Source organism: Shewanella sp. ALD9 (assembly GCF_002836315.1).
GTDB lineage: Bacteria > Pseudomonadota > Gammaproteobacteria > Enterobacterales > Shewanellaceae > Shewanella.
The window spans coordinates 225,144-242,426 of sequence record NZ_PJCD01000043.1; the positions used below are offsets into that span (position 1 = coordinate 225,144).

At 41.1% G+C, this 17,283-nt stretch carries 16 protein-coding genes; 1 reads left to right on the forward strand and 15 read right to left on the reverse strand.

Annotated elements, in window-relative coordinates; genetic code table 11:
* Window positions 1-31: 31 nt before the first annotated feature.
* The 4 genes from CXF88_RS20685 to CXF88_RS20700 form a co-directional block, all read right to left on the reverse strand.
* Window positions 32-616, reverse strand: coding sequence for a TetR/AcrR family transcriptional regulator (locus CXF88_RS20685; protein WP_101088657.1), 585 nt, complete (start codon window positions 614-616; stop codon window positions 32-34).
* 392 nt (window positions 617-1,008) lie between these two features.
* Window positions 1,009-1,269, reverse strand: coding sequence for a hypothetical protein (locus tag CXF88_RS20690; protein WP_157822843.1), 261 nt, complete (start codon window positions 1,267-1,269; stop codon window positions 1,009-1,011).
* Window positions 1,270-1,625: 356 nt separating this feature from the next.
* A complete protein-coding gene (locus tag CXF88_RS20695) occupies window positions 1,626-2,177 on the reverse strand; it encodes a BON domain-containing protein (RefSeq protein ID WP_101088659.1) in 552 nt (183 codons plus the stop codon).
* A 353-nt stretch (window positions 2,178-2,530) separates the two neighbouring features.
* Entirely contained in the window at window positions 2,531-3,067 is a 537-nt protein-coding gene (locus tag CXF88_RS20700; RefSeq protein WP_101088660.1) for a glutamyl-tRNA reductase, read from the reverse strand.
* Between the two features lie 210 nt (window positions 3,068-3,277).
* Here CXF88_RS20700 and CXF88_RS20705 point away from each other — a divergent pair, with 210 nt between their 5' ends.
* On the forward strand, window positions 3,278-4,645 hold the full coding sequence (locus CXF88_RS20705; protein WP_101088661.1) for a sigma-54 dependent transcriptional regulator: 1,368 nt from the start codon (window positions 3,278-3,280) through the stop codon (window positions 4,643-4,645).
* Window positions 4,646-4,665: 20 nt separating this feature from the next.
* Here CXF88_RS20705 and CXF88_RS20710 read toward each other — a convergent pair whose 3' ends face one another.
* The 11 genes from CXF88_RS20710 to CXF88_RS20760 all read right to left on the reverse strand — a co-directional run bounded on the left by CXF88_RS20710 (window position 4,666) and on the right by CXF88_RS20760 (window position 17,280).
* On the reverse strand, window positions 4,666-6,318 hold the full coding sequence (locus CXF88_RS20710; RefSeq protein ID WP_101088662.1) for a diacylglycerol kinase family protein: 1,653 nt from the start codon (window positions 6,316-6,318) through the stop codon (window positions 4,666-4,668).
* A gap of 215 nt (window positions 6,319-6,533) precedes the next feature.
* Window positions 6,534-6,728 carry a hypothetical protein gene (locus tag CXF88_RS20715; protein WP_101088663.1) on the reverse strand — a complete coding sequence of 65 codons (195 nt, stop codon included), beginning with the start codon at window positions 6,726-6,728 and terminating at the stop codon, window positions 6,534-6,536.
* A gap of 79 nt (window positions 6,729-6,807) precedes the next feature.
* A complete protein-coding gene (locus CXF88_RS20720) occupies window positions 6,808-6,984 on the reverse strand; it encodes a DUF1328 family protein (RefSeq protein WP_101088664.1) in 177 nt (58 codons plus the stop codon).
* Window positions 6,985-7,311: 327 nt separating this feature from the next.
* Window positions 7,312-8,529, reverse strand: a complete 1,218-nt coding sequence (gene arsJ / locus CXF88_RS20725; protein WP_101088665.1) for an organoarsenical effux MFS transporter ArsJ — start codon at window positions 8,527-8,529, stop codon at window positions 7,312-7,314.
* Window positions 8,530-8,534: 5 nt separating this feature from the next.
* Window positions 8,535-9,545, reverse strand: coding sequence for an ArsJ-associated glyceraldehyde-3-phosphate dehydrogenase (locus CXF88_RS20730; protein WP_101088666.1), 1,011 nt, complete (start codon window positions 9,543-9,545; stop codon window positions 8,535-8,537).
* 61 nt (window positions 9,546-9,606) lie between these two features.
* Window positions 9,607-10,101 carry a tyrosine-protein phosphatase gene (locus CXF88_RS20735; protein WP_101088667.1) on the reverse strand — a complete coding sequence of 165 codons (495 nt, stop codon included), beginning with the start codon at window positions 10,099-10,101 and terminating at the stop codon, window positions 9,607-9,609.
* A 76-nt stretch (window positions 10,102-10,177) separates the two neighbouring features.
* Window positions 10,178-11,197 (reverse strand): ACR3 family arsenite efflux transporter, encoded by a 1,020-nt coding sequence (gene arsB / locus CXF88_RS20740; RefSeq protein ID WP_101088668.1) that lies wholly within the window; start codon window positions 11,195-11,197, stop codon window positions 10,178-10,180.
* Between the two features lie 64 nt (window positions 11,198-11,261).
* The gene (locus tag CXF88_RS20745; protein ID WP_101088669.1) at window positions 11,262-12,098 is read right to left on the reverse strand and encodes a metalloregulator ArsR/SmtB family transcription factor; all 837 of its coding nucleotides are present in this window, start codon (window positions 12,096-12,098) and stop codon (window positions 11,262-11,264) included.
* Window positions 12,099-12,311: 213 nt separating this feature from the next.
* Window positions 12,312-14,402 (reverse strand): EAL domain-containing protein, encoded by a 2,091-nt coding sequence (locus CXF88_RS20750; RefSeq protein ID WP_101088670.1) that lies wholly within the window; start codon window positions 14,400-14,402, stop codon window positions 12,312-12,314.
* Window positions 14,402-16,750: an ATP-binding protein gene (locus CXF88_RS20755; RefSeq protein WP_101088671.1), complete on the reverse strand. Its 2,349-nt coding sequence runs from the start codon at window positions 16,748-16,750 to the stop codon at window positions 14,402-14,404. Before CXF88_RS20755 ends, CXF88_RS20750 begins: the two co-directional genes overlap by 1 nt.
* Window positions 16,747-17,280: a YfiR family protein gene (locus tag CXF88_RS20760; RefSeq protein ID WP_101088672.1), complete on the reverse strand. Its 534-nt coding sequence runs from the start codon at window positions 17,278-17,280 to the stop codon at window positions 16,747-16,749. Before CXF88_RS20760 ends, CXF88_RS20755 begins: the two co-directional genes overlap by 4 nt.
* Window positions 17,281-17,283 lie beyond the last annotated feature (3 nt).

Below are 17,283 nucleotides of genomic sequence, written 5' to 3' on the forward strand. Positions count from 1 at the left end.
ACAATAAAAATAACCGCCGCACCGCTTAGCGTTAACGAGTCATCATTTGTATGCACTGCACTAAAGCCCGTTTAGCTGCCATTTTATCGATTTTAATTTGGCAGCGTAGCATAGTTCCTTGCCAATTTGACCAAAAAACACTCGCTAACGTTGATGCCGGTAAGTCCGCACGAATATGCCCTTGTTGCTGCCCTTGTTGAATAAGTGCACTCAATAGGCCGATCCATTGATCATAAAGCTGATTCAAGGTTTGATGCAGTTGCGGCGACTGACTACTGACCTCTACCATCAAGTTACCCATCAAGCAGCCGCGTGGTTCACTGCCACTAAACAGCTCGTCAATGAGTTGATGATATCCATTTAGCACAGTAGATAAATTGGTTTTAAAGTTTACGCTTGAATCGATAGCGATAGGTTGAATACGTTGCTGGAAATAATGTTCGGCCACGGCTGTGGCAAATGCTTCTTTACTGGCAAAGTAATGATAAAAAGAACCTTTAGGAATACCCACTTCGTCGAGAATCAATTTAATCCCCACTGCACTATAACCGTGTAACGCAAAAAGCTTTTCACCTACGACGCATATTGACTGTCTACTCGCTGCACTTTTATTCATTTAGCCTCCCTTTTTTAGTGATAGGATAACTAAGAATAGACCAGTCGGCTAACTTTAGTTGCGAACAAACAAAAACATGTGCTTTTACCTATAAATTGTTCTACTAAATTAATTATTTAATGATCAATTTCCGTATCAACCCATCATCTATATACACAACCTAAACATGTTTACGACAAGACTTAAGCTCAGTAAGCGGGCCTTGAAACAAACAATTATCTATTAATACGGCTGCGTTAAACCCAGTTTTCTCCACAGAAGTGTTCAACATAAAATAAAGGTAATTAACATCAGTCAGGTTTCTGATAAGAAAAAAGCCTACGCAAAGTAGAACGAATAAGACCGTCAATAGATGGTAAGAAATTGCTTGAACCATTCTGAATGAAACAGCATTAATCACTATGGGTATTATTGGCTATCGACTCTTGTAATAACGGCATATTGTCATCACGTCCATCACGATAGCTATTGTCCATATGCTTATCTACCAACTGTTCACAACGCTTTTGGGCTTCATATTGCTTGAGGGGATCCACTTCTTTATCGGTTTGCGCTTGGCACAACACATTGCCACAGCCGGATAGCTGTAACACACTAGCCAAAGCCAACCACGGCATGACATTTAACAGCGGTTTTATCACATGGTTTGTCACAGAAAAATGCATCCATAAGTTATACCAATCCTATTAAATATGTGATCTTTCAGCGGGAGTTCAAAGTACTGTAGGCAAGGCAGATGATTGAAGCGAATAGTGATTCTATTTTGAAAACATCTAACGCAGCATAAAGTACTTTGAAACCCGCCAGAATGGAGTCTCTCAGGTATTCCACTTCTGTGTTGCATCGATTTAAAAGGGAACAGCCATTTCTACATCAATGCGCCTTGAATTAAAAAACCTGAGAGACTCTGAACTGATCAGATATTTAATGAGATGGTATTAAGTGCTACACATGCTTTTTAGGCATAAAAAAACCAGCCCAAAGGCTGGTTTGAGTATAACCGAATAGATTATCCTGTTACACGTAACTCATCGACTACATCTTTTACGTCATCGGTATTTTTAGCTATGGTTAAAGCTAAATCACGTTCTGCATCACTCGACACTGTGCCTTTTAATGTCACTACGCCATTAGCGACATCGACGTTAATATCGGAACCTGACACGTCAGCAGAGAATAATAATCGGGTTTTCACTACAGTAGCAACTTTCGAATCTGTGAGTGAGTCACTTAAATCTTTGCTGTCTTTATCACTGTGCTGCTTCATCACCGAAAGCTCATTGTTAACGTCTTTTACGCCATCTAAGCTTTTAATTAACTCTCCAGCAAGTGACTTATCAACACTGCTGTTAACTTTACCTGTTAGGGTCACGTTACCATCATGCACGTCGGTATTAATATCAAATGAGTTCAGATTTGCATTTAACAAAAGTGTGGTTTCAGCTTTACCATCGATCCACGCATCTTTTGCATCATCTTGCCAATCTTGTGCTGCATTTGCACCGAATGCCATTGAACCTAACATAATGCTCATTACTACAGATAATGTGGTCTTGTTCATAAAGTTTTCCTCCGTTGTTAATCTCAAGGAATACAATGCGTGAACCATGCCAATTGTTATAAGTATCTGTTAATAATGAATTAACAAGTATTCATGGTTATTTTCATCTTACTGATAGATGACAATATCGGACTTTTTTACCGACGCTAGGTAAATTTTTCATCGTTGCGATGAGAATTAATGACTCTCAATTGCATTCGCGGAATAGCCTGCTCTAGCATTAAATGACCCCTCCAGAGAATGAACAGATAGCTAATGCCGTAGGCAAAAAAACTATTATGCTGCCAGTCAGGTAAACACACGCTAGTCACAAATTAACATCCATTAAAACACGCTGTTTGTGTCGCCGATGGCTAAGTATGAGCAAAAGAGAGGTTTTTCATGGTGTCACAGCTCATTTGTAGCCAAGCAATACCTTCGGCAAGTTGGCTAGCAACACGCTGGTTTTTAGTTTTTCTAGCCGTTTGCTTTAAATGAGCCAAGACCTGTTGTTCGGTTTCAACCAATACCGCTATCGCTTGGGGTAACGGCTTATGCTGTATAACCTGCTCAGCCTTAGCATAGTGTCGATGTGAGGATTGTTGATGGTAAGTTTGACTGTCTATTGGCCTTGCTTGGCTTGTTCGCACCACGCTAAACAAAGGAGTTAAACGATCCAGCATGCATTTTCTAATGTCGGCCATGCGGATAAAAATCCGTTTGATGTTGTAATCGTCAGCTCCTAATGTAGCTTGGGTATAAAATTGCTGTCCTTCTTGGCATAAATCAATTGCCTCATGTAATAGCCATACATCGGACTCAACCTGTTCTTCTCGAGTAAATGATTTCAACGTAAATCCTCCTGCATTGGATAATTTTACTGGCACTTTGTTGGATGGGTTGTGTAACATATACGGGTACAGCACACCTTATTAAGCAAAAACTAAACCATGAACACCCCATGCACATGGGCAAAAATTAATTAACCTTCTAATAGTTAAAGTTATTATAATTTGTCCGGGTCTGAGTTAATTACCTAATTACACGGAATGATCACTGGTGATTGTCAACACGACATCACTGGTAAACATTAGACTTAACACCACAGGGAGTGAATCGGTATGCCACGTCCAACACTTTTTTATCATTTACACCGTCGTCAAGAAGGTGAAGCACGGCTCCTGGCCTTACCGAGTTGCCAGCACTTTAATAAGATTGCTAGTTCAGTTGACCAGCCCTGGTTAGACCAGCTGCACAGTAACTCGATAGACGTTGCTATTATTGAATTATCGCAGTTAAGCCAACTAGAATACGCAGAGTTAACTGACAGTGCGTTAATGTCTGATATTGAGTTCATCTTCTTAAGCGAAGGTAAACCGAATCCTAACTTAGATTACTTAATGTCAAAAAGCGCTGGTTATCATTTTCGTCAGCCTTACGATGCCGACGCAATCAACGACACCTTAGAAGACTTTGCCCAAGACTTGCAGTCACAATCGACAAAACAACAACAGCCATTTTCTAGTGAACTAGACCAATACGGTTTGTTGGTTGGCTCATCGCGGGCAATGCACAAGTTGTATCGTACTATTCGTAAAGTTGCCGTAACCGAAAGCAACGTACTTATTGTCGGTGAAAGCGGTGCGGGTAAAGAGCTTGTAGCCAACACCATTCACCTGGCCAGTCACCGAATCAACCAACCATTTATCGCCATTAACTGTGGTGCATTAAGCCCTGAACTGGTCGACAGTGAGCTGTTTGGCCATGTAAAAGGCGCTTTTACCGGTGCTCATCGTGATCACCGTGGTGTATTCGAGCAAGCAGAAGGCGGTACCTTATTTCTTGATGAAGTCACCGAAATGCCGCTAGAACATCAAGTAAAATTGTTACGCGTACTCGAAAACAATGAATATCGCTCTGTCGGCTCACAACAGCTTAAAAAAGCCAATGTTCGCATTGTTGCTGCCACCAATCGCGATCCAGCTGACGCTATTGATGCTGGGCGTTTCCGCGAAGATTTATATTTTCGTTTAGCGCATTTCCCTATCCTAGTGCCACCATTACGCGATCGTAGCAATGACATCAGTGGCCTAGCACAACATTTTTTAGCCTACCGAAATACTGCTGAAAAACTGACTAAAACCTTTTCAGATGATGCGATTAAACTTATCCAACAACAAAAATGGCCCGGAAATGTTCGCGAATTAAAACACGCAATAGAACGTGCATATATTTTGGCAGAAGATACTATTTTACCAAGTCATATCACGGTGACACCTCTGGAACCATCAACTGAGCCTTTAGCTGACGACGTACAAATACCTGCTGGTATGCGCTTAGATGAACTTGAAAAAGTAGCTATTTATCAAGCGCTCGACAACTCATTGGGCAATAAAAATGATACTGCCAAACAGCTAGGTATTAGCGTCAAAACCCTTTACAACAAACTCAGTAAATACGAAGACCAAACCGGTTCAGACGAACCATAGCGTCATTAAACGCCCATTCATTAAACGTGTTTGCTCGCTTCTGGCACAAGCACATTTAATGACCTGGGTTTGACTTTAATACACAAATCTTCTGATTCAAATAACTCACCATCGATCACATATTGGCAAGACGAATCTGTGTTTAAGTAGATTTTTTTTGCTTGCTCATGATGAATTTGACTCTGTTGATTATCTTCACGTTCTCCAGTTAAGCCTGCAAATAGCAACTCGGTCATACTCAATAACTGTTGTGGCGATGTCTCACTCGATTCAATCCAGGTAATATCTAACAAGCCATCGGTAATATTGGGCTCGCCATTACCTAGCGCTAACAAGCTAGTAAATGGCGCAGCATTGGCTATCACTAGGCTAGTGGTGTTAATCACTTTAATATCGCCACCATCGATCTGCACTCTTATCGACAATGGCTGGTTTTCGCCTACCGCCTCCCACAAACCATTAAGGTAGGCTAATTGTCCTAGGGCATCTTTTTGGTCACGGTCAGCCTTCGCTATCATTTTTTGTTCAAAGCCTAGCCCCACCAGCAACAACATCAACTCATCATTACATGTAGCAGTATCAACACGTTGTGAATAACCTTGAATCAAAATATCAAGTGCTTGCGATACCGGCACCAATTTACTGGCGGCGCCAAACAAAGTATGACTTAGTGCATTGGTGGTTCCCATCGGAATAATACCTAAGAAAATATCGGTATCAACAATCACTGATGCCACCTCGTTAACCGTACCATCGCCACCACAGGCAACTATAATATCTGCGCCCTTTTGTTTAGCTTGTTTGGCTAATTGCACTGCAGACTTATCTTTGGCGGTATACAGCACTTCAAGCTGAAAGTAATCCGTCAAGGTTTGGGTAATATGGTCTGCTTCATCATGCCATTTACCACCACCAGACACTGGGTTAACAATCAACCAAGCACGTTTGTGAATATTAATTTGTTGCTGACTATGCATTTTTTCTATAGCAGCCAACTGCCATTTATTTAACCGTGCCGTTTGGCGGATACTATTGATGGATTTAAGCACATCATTAACATTACGATTTCTCTCACGGCAGACTAAATAAGCCGCTAATACCAACACCGAACGCCCCCGGCCTAGCGCGCAATGTACTACTACATTTTTACCATTACTGACTTGAGTGTGTAACCAATTAATGGCTTGATTTAACTGTGCGACAGTCGGTACGCTGTGATCTAATATGGGAATATTTAAATAGCCAATATTTTCATCAAACAAGGTCCACTCTAATGCGTCAAATTCGGCAGTAACATCCAAAATTGCATCAATTTTTTCATGCTTAAGTCGGTCAATATCACTGGGAAACAATCGGCAGGCTAAATACAACTGCTTATCTATTTTTTGGATTACGGGCACTTTGTCATGCTTTCTTGCCCAGGCGTTATACAGCTGGCACCCCATTAAAAAGGGAACAAAACTCCAACTGATATACCAAGGAATGCTGCCATCTTGGCTTTTTCGGAAAATGCCTGCGCTATTAAACCAATAAGCTGAACTCACCAGCCCCAAAGATAATGCAACCCAAGCAAAAATAACCTTAAGTAACACATAAGGAAGCGCCACACATAAGCACAAAGCCAATAATGCGCCAACAGTATAATAATATTTAATATGAATACGGGTTAGCATTGTGGTCCTCCTGTTGTAAAAAAAGCAGCACATGTGTGCTGCTTAGGCTAATACTTATCTTAATAACTATCTGGTTATTTCGTCGCTGTCAGTCAAACATTCCACCTCGACTTACATTGGTTTAAATGGAGTTACTCTACCTAGAACAATGCATTTTGAGTTGTAAAACTTAACGACTTAAACAAATAAAATAGTTAATGTGATTGGTATAATGCTTAGCAGTCTGGATCTTCTGCTTTCATACCTTCTTTAACATCTTCACATGTATCTTCAACTGCATTACCGGCATCTTGGATCATTTCATCCACTTTCTCACCTGCATTTTCAGCTTTGTTATCTGAACATGCTGATAAACCGGCCGTTAACAACACCATTAAACTTGCCATTGTCAGTAGTTTTAATAAATTCATATTCATCTCCTAGATGATGGTTGTAATCGTATAAACTTGTTTAAGCAGCCTCAACTTAGATTAAGGTAAGGGGTTAATACTATCCTCGGGGAGCTTTGCCTCTAATCGCATTGGCTACTAACGAAATCACTAGCAACACAATAAAAATAAAGAAAATAATTTTCGCGATACCTGCTGCTGCACCAGCAATACCAGTAAACCCCAATAGACCCGCTATAACGGCTATCACTAAAAACATTAATGTCCAGCCCAACATAAAAACCTCCTTGGTGTACGGTTTACATTGTGATGTGCGTTGAATTTACGCTGACGATTGAAACAAATATCTTATCTCTATCGTAAAAATTAACGATTCACACCACGACTATGTATTAGTTAAAGCTAGCATCATGCCAACTTCAACAAAAAACTATAAAACCATGATTTACAGACGTTTTAAATTTAAGGTAAGAAAAAAAATAATGAAGAAGCCATAGGCGAACAGGCAATTTTTACCGATGATACGGTAAGAGTTTCAGGCTATCACGGTTAGATAACAAAATATCGATATGTAAACAAAAATGCATTTAGTGGTAGTAATGGTTTACCTTTTATGAGGCAACTTAAGTGAAATTAAGGCAGCAAGAGCTATAAAACCACTCGATATCCATAAACAAGCTTCTAAGCCATAGGCTTGATAGACCCAACCTGACAGTATCGTTCCAATCAACCTTCCCATGGCATTGGCCATATAGTAAAAGCCCACATCCAGTGACACGCCATCACTGCCAGCATAGCTAACAATTAAGTAGCTATGCAGTGATGAGTTAATCGCAAACACCGCGCCAAACATTAATAAACCGATGACGACACTTTCTAGCACATAAAAATCGGCATGTAGTGCGACTGCAATCGCGGCAGGAATGAGTAGTAAATAAGTTGCCCATGTAAAAGCAGCTCGGCCGCTCGGCACTTTTCCCTGTCGTTTACCGGTGAAATAAGGTGCAATGGATTGCACCACACCATAACCAATCACCCAGCTAGCCATAAAGCTACCAACCCACCAATGATCCCAGCCAAAAGTTGTGGCTAAAAATACCGGTAATGCCACCACAAACCATACATCTCTGGCGCCAAACAAAAACATCCGCGCCGCCGACAATAAATTAATTGCCTGACTTTTAGAAAAAATATCTTTGAATTTAGGTTTGTTTTTCGCTTTGCCTAAATCATCTTTTAAGGTCACTAAACTACATAACCATACAATGCCTAATAACGTGGCCATTAAAATAATGGCGCCTGTAAACCCTAGGCTTGTGAGTAACACACCACCTAAAAAGAATCCCACTCCTTTTAAGGCATTTTTAGAGCCCGTTAACAACGCAACCCATTGGTAAAGCTTACCTTCTGCATCTGCGGGCACTAAGGTTTTAATGGCGCTTTTGGCGCTCATTTTATTCAAATCTTTGGCGATGCCCGACAGCGCCTGAGCAGCCATAACGTACATGACGGTTAGCATGTCAGCAGGTACAGTTAGCATAACTAGTGCCACTATTTGTAGGCCTAAGCCAATATTCATAGTGTTATTTAGGCCAAGCCGTGCGCCTAACCAACCACCAACAAGATTAGTCACGACACCAAAAATCTCATAAAACAAAAACAACATCGCAATATTTAAAGGGCTGTAACCCAATTGGTGGAAATACAACACCACCAGCATACGCAAAGCGCCATCGGTTAAGGTAAATGCCCAGTAATTACCGGTAATCAATAAGTACTGTTTTATCGATGGTGATAAGGTACGCAATGTATCCAGCCCCATGAAGCTTATTCCTTGTCTGCTAAGCCGACTTTGCGGGCGAGCTCAGCGGTACGATTAGCGTATCCCCACTCGTTGTCGTACCACACATACAGTTTCACTTGGGTATCATTCACCACCATGGTCGACAACGCATCGATAATGCTTGAGCGCGGGTCGGTTTTATAATCAACCGACACTAATGGCCGCTCTTCATAACCCATAATGCCCTGCAGTTCAGTATCAGCTGCTTGCTTCAATAGCTGGTTTACTTCTTCAACCGTTGTTCCACGAGTCACTTCAAATACGCAATCGGTCAGTGACGCATTGGCTAACGGTACCCGTATCGCATGACCATTTAACTTACCTTTTAGCTCTGGAAATATATGAGTAATTGCGGTAGCCGAACCAGTGGTAGTGGGTATCAAACTAATGCCACACGCACGGGCACGACGTAAGTCTTTGTGGGGAGCATCTAGAATAGTTTGAGTATTGGTAATATCGTGGATCGTAGTCATTGAGCCATGCTTAATACCTATCTTTTCATGAATCACTTTTACCACAGGCGCTAAACAGTTTGTGGTACACGATGCTGCCGTCACGATGGGATGGATGGCTTTGTCGTATAAATCATCGTTAACGCCCATCACAATATTGAGCACGCCGTCTTCTTTTACTGGCGCAGTCACCACAACCCGTTTTACACCTTGATCTAAGTAAGCTTGTAGCAAGGCTTTGGTTTTTATCTTGCCTGAGGCTTCAATCACCACATCGCATTTTGACCAATCAGTGTCTTGGGTAGCAACATTACGGCTGCAAGGAATGGCTTTACCGTTAATAACAATAGCATCACCGTCATGTGTTGCCTCGTGGTGCCAGCGGCCATGGACTGAATCAAAGGTCATTAAATGTGCCAGCGTGGCGGCATCGCCAGCAGGATCGTTAATATGTACAATTTCTACATCGTCCCAATCATATGCTGCGCGCATTGATAAACGTCCCATACGGCCAAAACCGTTAATACCTATTTTTATCGTCATAATGGTGTCCTGAGCTTGCTCTCATTGTTAAGTTATCGTTTCAAAGGTTCATCACTACATGCTAACCATTAAATGCATCAAAATATTCACGCTGAACCGGATGAGCTAGCGCCTTGGGCCGCAATGCTTGTACTGCATTAATGACTTTATCTTTAGGCCAGCCTAAGCTGACTAATATCAGACCAATCACCAATCCAGTGCGGCCCGAACCGCCTTTGCAATGCACTGCAATAATGCCTTGGTTATTTAACAATTCAATAATCTGGGTTTTATGGGCTAACCACTGGGTTTCAAACTCTTGCCCTGGCGCGGCATCGTCAGCAATGGGCAATTGCACCCATGTAATGGCTTGTTTGGTACATTCTGCAGGTAAATATTCTGCTGCATTGCGTACGATTTCATCATCGAACATCAAGGTGACTAGCATTTTTGTACCTGCCGCCTTCAATGTAGCAACTGACGCAGATACAGCTTCATCTTTGGTACCAGGGCACGGAGTAAAAATCAGTTTGGCGCCATTATCTAACGTTAAAACATCATAATGATGAGGTTGCATGGTTAACTCCAAAAAGTAACTTAAAAAACGCTTTCAACAAATTGGCTCATAAAACTGAACTCACAAAGCGACTAAATCAGTGATTAAACCAATGTTGAGTTCGATTAATAATGGCTACTAGCGATAACATCACCGGCACTTCAACTAATACCCCAACCACTGTAGCCAACGCGGCTCCTGAGTGCAGCCCAAATAGCGATATCGCCACGGCCACCGCCAGTTCAAAAAAGTTAGAGGTGCCAATTAAACAAGCTGGAGCGGCAATGTTATGGGATAATTTCAGCCATTTAGCGGCTATATACGCAATAATAAAAATACCGTAAGTTTGAATAATCAAAGGCACAGCTATCAAGCCAATGGTTTGCGGATCAGACACAATGACTTCAGCTTGAAAACCAAACAACAACACCACAGTGGCCAGTAAGCCGATAATCGACCATGGTTTTAAGGTAGCCAAAAATGAGTTAACTGCGGCTAATCCATGGCGGCGGTTAAGCAAGTAACGTGTTGTCACTCCGGCCAATAGCGGTAACAACACATACAGTAATACCGAAATAAGCAAGGTTTCCCATGGCACCTGAATATCGCTCACGCCCAGTAATAATGCGGTAATTGGCGCAAAGGCAAAAATCATAATCACATCATTAACCGACACTTGCACCAAGGTGTAATTAGCATCTCCTTTGGTTAGTTGTGACCACACAAAAACCATCGCAGTACATGGCGCAACACCTAATAAAATCATCCCTGCGATATACTCTTGTGCAGATGCAGGGTCGACCAAATCGGCAAACAACACCTTAAAAAACAACCATCCTAATGCCGCCATGGTAAAGGGTTTAATTAACCAATTAATGACAATGGTCAGCAGTAATCCCTTAGGGTTTTTACCCACATCTTTCATTGCCGAAAAATCAATTTGCACCATCATTGGGTAAATCATCACCCAAATAAATACCGCAACAACCAAGTTAACGTGGGCGATTTCAAGGTTTGCTATAGCTTGAAAGATATCTGGCTGCCATAAACCTAACAACACTCCGGCCAACATACTTAAACCAACCCATACCGATAAAAACCGTTCAAACATGCCCATAACAAGACTCCAAACAATGAGGGTACAACACAAAAATATTAATAATATTTTTTACAACACAGCATTAACGACAAAAACTCACCTTGTTCGGTCTATTTTGCATGATGTCTAACCGCTCTAATGGCGACATAATCAACCCAAGGTTGTTTTCAGTGGTTTCTGCTATTACTGATTTGGCCCATAGAGGTAAGTTAGGATTGATGCGATAAAACACCCACTGACCGTGTTTTCTGTCGCTAATAATCGCAGCCTTTTTTAACAAGGCTAAATTACGCGATACTTTTGGTTGGCTTTCTTCATTCAGCGCTTCCATCAGCTCGCACACACACAATTCACCGTGGTAATGGGTCAGCATTAAGCTTTTTAGGCGAATGTCATCGGTAAGGCATTTATAAAATGTAATGGGATCGAAATCGATTAATCGTTCTGGGGCAGATTGATTGCGATCTTCGATTTTTGTCTCTATGGCAATCTCATTCGAGGCCTTGGAAGTGACTTTATTTTCCACCAGCAAAAACATCGACAAACGATTGTTAAGCTCGGTCATGGTGCTTGAAAATGGATGATTACCTGTACGGGTTTTAGGATCAGGGAAATCCCATGCCAATTGTTTACCTGCTCCAGGGTAACTACGACATTCATTATTAGCTTTTTCGCAAAGGGTAATAACATAATCGAAGTCTTTGCCAGCAAAAGTCTGCAAGTGCTTAGACACTAAATCACCCGCATCAATACCAAAGCGAGTAATAGCCTCAATAGTTCGAACATCGACTTGCTCTGGCGATGTCCCGGCACTGAACACATCAAATTGATCAGCCGCTTTATTGCGTAACAACGCCTCAGCCATTTGCGAACGCGCCGAATTGCCAGTACATAGAAACAACACAGTTTTCTTTTTCATAACGGATAAACAAGAATTAAAAATATACGACCAAGTGTATATATGAAAGTTTATATATACAAGTAGAGATACAAAAAAACCGACTCAATATGAATTGATCGGCTTAAAGGATTAATGATATTAAAAGCGTCTTGGCGCGCTCATTTAAATATGCCCTTTTTGCTGCCACCAATTTACGTTAATGGTCAATTTGGAGAGCCTATTACATAACAATCAAACCATTTCCGAAGGTAAGGGTTTACTATACAAATAACCTTGTAAATTAGTACACCCCATAGCCTTAAGTAACTCATGCTGCTCTATGAATTCGACTCCTTCAGCTATCGTACTGAGCTCTAAATTAAGTGCTAACTGCACAATTGTGCGAGCAATAGCGGCATCTTTTTGATTACTCACAATGCCATCTACAAACGATTTATCTATTTTCAATGTATCAATGGGAAAGCTCTTTAAGTAATTTAATGAAGAGTAGCCGGTTCCAAAATCATCAATGGCTAACTTCACACCTAGTTTTTTTAACATAAACAGCAAAGCAATTGCCTCATCGACGTTACTGATGATGGCTGATTCTGTAATTTCAAGCTCGAGTAAGCTTGGTGGTAAGCCGGTTTCAACAAGTGCACTCTTAACGTGGTCAAAAATATTTGCATGGTTGAATTGCAATGCCGATAGATTAACAGCCATGCGCTGAAAATTCGCATCTGCAATGTGTATTTTCTTCGCTTTGTTACAAGCTTCAAGCAAAGCCCATTCTCCAATAGGAATAATCAAGCCGCTACTTTCAGCAATCGCGAGAAAATCTATCGGCGCTAACAAGCCTCTTGTTGGATGATTCCAACGTAGCAATGCTTCGTACCCAATAATATTGCCATTCACAGAGTTAACTTGTGGCTGATAATACAACATAAGTTGATTGCCTAATCTTACCGCTTCACGTAGTTCAGCTTCTATTTGAAGCCGATCCATTAACGACTTATGCATATCATGAGAAAACAATTGATAACCGTTTTTGCCGTTATTTTTCACTTCGTACATGGCTGTGTCTGCATGCTGCAACAAAATATCGCCGGTAGCGCCGTCATCAGGATAAAACGAAATACCTATGCTGGCTGAAATAAACGTTTGCTGTCCCTGAATAATATAGGGCTTAGAGAGTGCATCTAGCACTCGCTGAGCAATAACCGCTACATTATCGAACACTTCTAGTTCACATAAAAGTAGGGTGAATTCGTCCCCGCCCAAACGGGCAAGGTGTTCATTTTCATAATCTCCCCGACTCCCCACACTGAGCTCATCTGACATGCGTACCGAGTTTTTAATACGTGTGGCTGCTTCGCATAACAATTCATCTCCCGCTTTATGCCCCAACGTATCGTTTATTCTTTTGAAATGATCTAAATCAATAAACAACAATGCTAATTTGGTTGTGTGACGCTTAGCTAGAGCAATCGCAGAGTCCAACTGCAACAAAAACTTACGTCTGTTCGGCAGGTCCGTTAAGGTATCGTAATAGGCATAATACGCGATTTCTTGCTCTGACTTTTTCCGACTAGAAATATCATGCAAAGTGCCATTAATCCGTGGTTCACCAAAATCGTAAGTGATATCGGTTCTATCATGCAGGGTAATCACCTCTCCACTACCATGTAACACACGATATTCAATATCATACGACTGCCTGGTTTTTAAGGCTGTTTTAACGGTTAGCTTTAAGAATTCTCGGTCATCTGGGTGGATGATTTCTAACAATTTGGAGAACGTAATATCAATCTCTTGAGGTTGCATACCCAGCATGCGATACACCTCATCAGAGCAGTCTAACTTACTAGATTTGAAGTCCCATTCCCACGAGCCCAAGTGAGCAATACTTTGTGCTCTGGCGAGTTTGTTTTTACTCTTAGTTAACTCTTTGATTGTTTTATTAGCTTTCAGCACATAGTGAATGCGGTGACTCAGCAGCGGCCACTTAACCGGTTTAGTCATGAAGTCTGTTGCACCTACATCAAAGGCCTTTTGAATATCTTGCGGCTGATCCAGTGCTGTCACCATAATAATGGCGACATTATCCCCTTCAGGTAATGAACGGATCATTGAACAGCATTCAAAACCATCCATGTTATCCATCGACACATCGAGTAATATTAAATCTGGAGAGTGCTCAGAAAAAAGCTGTATCGCCTCTTCACCACTACTCGCCTCAATAATACTACCCACTGACTGGTTTAATGCTCGACGCATCAGAATCCGAATGACAGGGTCATCATCAACGATTAGCACCACATCTTGAAGTGTATTTAATAACATTAAACAAACCTCGCTAACTTTAGCAATATTGCCTCTTTCGTTTGTTCAAACACGGGCAATAATGTGTCTGCGAGATGATTGGCATCGCTCAAGTCACCACAACGTGCAAACAACTCTATTTGGCTCGCTAACATTTGAATTTTTATCGCCCCGACATTGGCCGAACTGGACTTTAAAGAGTGTGCAGATTTAAAGACTTGGTCGGCATTATTGTCGACTACGCCTTCTATAATATTTTTAATTAACTCAGGTGCATTTTGTAAGTACAAATCCACTATGCTGTTAACAAGATCGTACGAGTCATCTGGCGAAATTTGTTGAATGTCATCAAGCGGTCCATCAACAAATACTAACGACGCCTCGTCCTGAGTATCTTCGACAACCTCGGAAAGACTCGCAGGTTCAAACACCCATTTATTCATACATTCAGATAGGTTCTGGCGGGTAAAAGGTTTTAACAACGTGTCTTTAGCGCCAGCATTACGGAATAGCCTTTTAACACTTGGTTGGATATCTGCAGTAAGTGCGATGATAGGGGTTTCATTATTAATACAATTCTGACCTAACTCAGTGATTGCTTTAGTTGCAACTATTCCATCAGCTATTGGCATATGGTAATCCATAAAGATTAAATCAAACTTTTTCTCGCTCGCTCGGACAATGGCTTCTTGGCCATTATTAACAATTTCACACTGATGCCCCAAAGACGCTAGCAGACTTTTTACCACCAGCTGATTGACCACATTATCTTCAGCAACAAGCACGGTTGTTGATCGATACGTTGCCTGAACACTCTTATCCGGTTCAACTACTGCAGGAGAAGCGATGAATGAGTTGTCTTGTGGTACAAGTGGAATGCTAAACCAGAAGTTGCTGCCTTCATTTAAGGTGCTTTCTACACCGTAACGGCCATTCATCAATACGACGAGTTGTTGGCAAATGGCTAAACCAAGGCCGGTTCCGCCAAACTCGCGGGTAATAGAGTTATCAGCCTGCATAAAGGGGGTAAAAATACTCTCTAGTTTAGCTGTCGCAATGCCAATACCGGTATCTTTAACTGTAAACGTAATAAAGGTATCTGAAGCCTCCATGTGCTCGCTTATCTGTACCGAAATAGCGCCTTGGTGTGTAAACTTTATAGCGTTTGAGACAAAGTTATTAATAATTTGTCGCACTCTGACGGAGTCACCCAAATAGTTTTCGTGGATCAATGGCGATATGAACACGTCAAAATTAAGGCCCTTTTTCTCTGCCGACACTTTATGAGAATGGCATGCAGAAGTGACAAGATCGGGCAAATTAAATTCTTTAATGTCTAAATCCATTTTATTGGCGTCTGCTTTCGAGAAATCGAGCACTTCATTCAACAGCACCAGCAATGTTTGTGCTGAGTCGTTGATCATTTGAACCGTGTTGGACACATTTTTATTTAATTTAAAAGAGGTCAGTAGATCTGAAAAACCAACAATGCCATTGAGTGGCGTTCTAATTTCATGGCTCATTACCGCTAAAAACTCAGATTTGGCCTGGCTGGCTTTTTTGGCAATCTCAAGGGTTTGTTGTAATTCAAACGTGCGCTCTGATACTCGATTTTCTAATTCATGGTTAATGGTTTCTAATTGTCTACCTCGGGCATCAACCTCGCCGATCATCACATTAAAGCTGTGCGCCAACTGAGAGAATTCATCATTAGACTTGAGGTTTACGCGTTGCGTATAGTCTTTATTATTTGAGATATGTTCTATCACTTCTAACAGGGTATTAAGTGGCTTGGTGAATAACGATTGCAACCAAAACATCACCAACAAGCTGGCAAAAATGGCAAAAATGCTGGTGGATAAAACAAGTACTAAATAGTCGTCTAGTTGCTTGGTGAATTCGTTCATATTATCGGTAATATGCAGTAATCCCACCACCTCACCTTCAAATACTAGTGGGGTATATGAATGCACGCCATCTTGATTAAACTGCGTCAGTTTTTTCTTGGAAGAAATAATATTTAATAACGTTTGCTGATCAATACTACTTTGATAAGCCTTATTGCCCTGATAAGTAGCAAATAGACTCCCAGTAGGGTTATATATTGCCGCATGCATAATATCTGGTTGAGCAATAAGTGCAGATAAGGTTTTTTCTGCTGATGTTGGGTCATTAAAAATAACCGCTGACAGGCTATTGCTCGCAACAATATCACTTAACACCGCCAAGCCTTGTTCGGCCTTCTCTTTTGTCACGGCATATTGTTTAGTGATTAATGATGAAGAAATAATAACAATGACAATAATAGCGATCGCTAGCATTGAAAAAATCAACTTTGTTCGGATTGATGCAAAATTTATTATTTTCATCGCTTTACCTCAAGTGCTAATTTCAATACCTGTGAACTGATGTTTAAGCCTGATGCCTCTAACACCTTACTATTAATATTGAAATATAATCGTTTATCCTGCTCGATGATTTCAATCATGCCTCCTTGCACTGCAAACCCCGAGATATCCGAAACCGTTAAAATAGGTTTATTATCGACAGCCAAAAACAAACGACGGGTTAAATCTCTTGAGTTGGTATCAATGAAGACCACATCACATTGTGCGATAGCACTTGTTTCTGAAAGTTGAATGACTGCAATGGATTGACCGGCCAGTTTTTTATTAGCCAATTCAATAAAACTGTCACGATATTGATTACCAAAAAAACATATTTTCCACGCCGATTTTTCATGGAGACGCGATTCAGGCCACTGAGTAAATTTAGCAAAGTTATAGGTAAACGCCGCTTTTAAATCAAACGAGTCCTGGGCTATTGATGAACGCGGAAGCAGCACAAATACAATCAATAATGAATACAATATCTGTCGACTCAAATTAGCTTTTTTCATTGT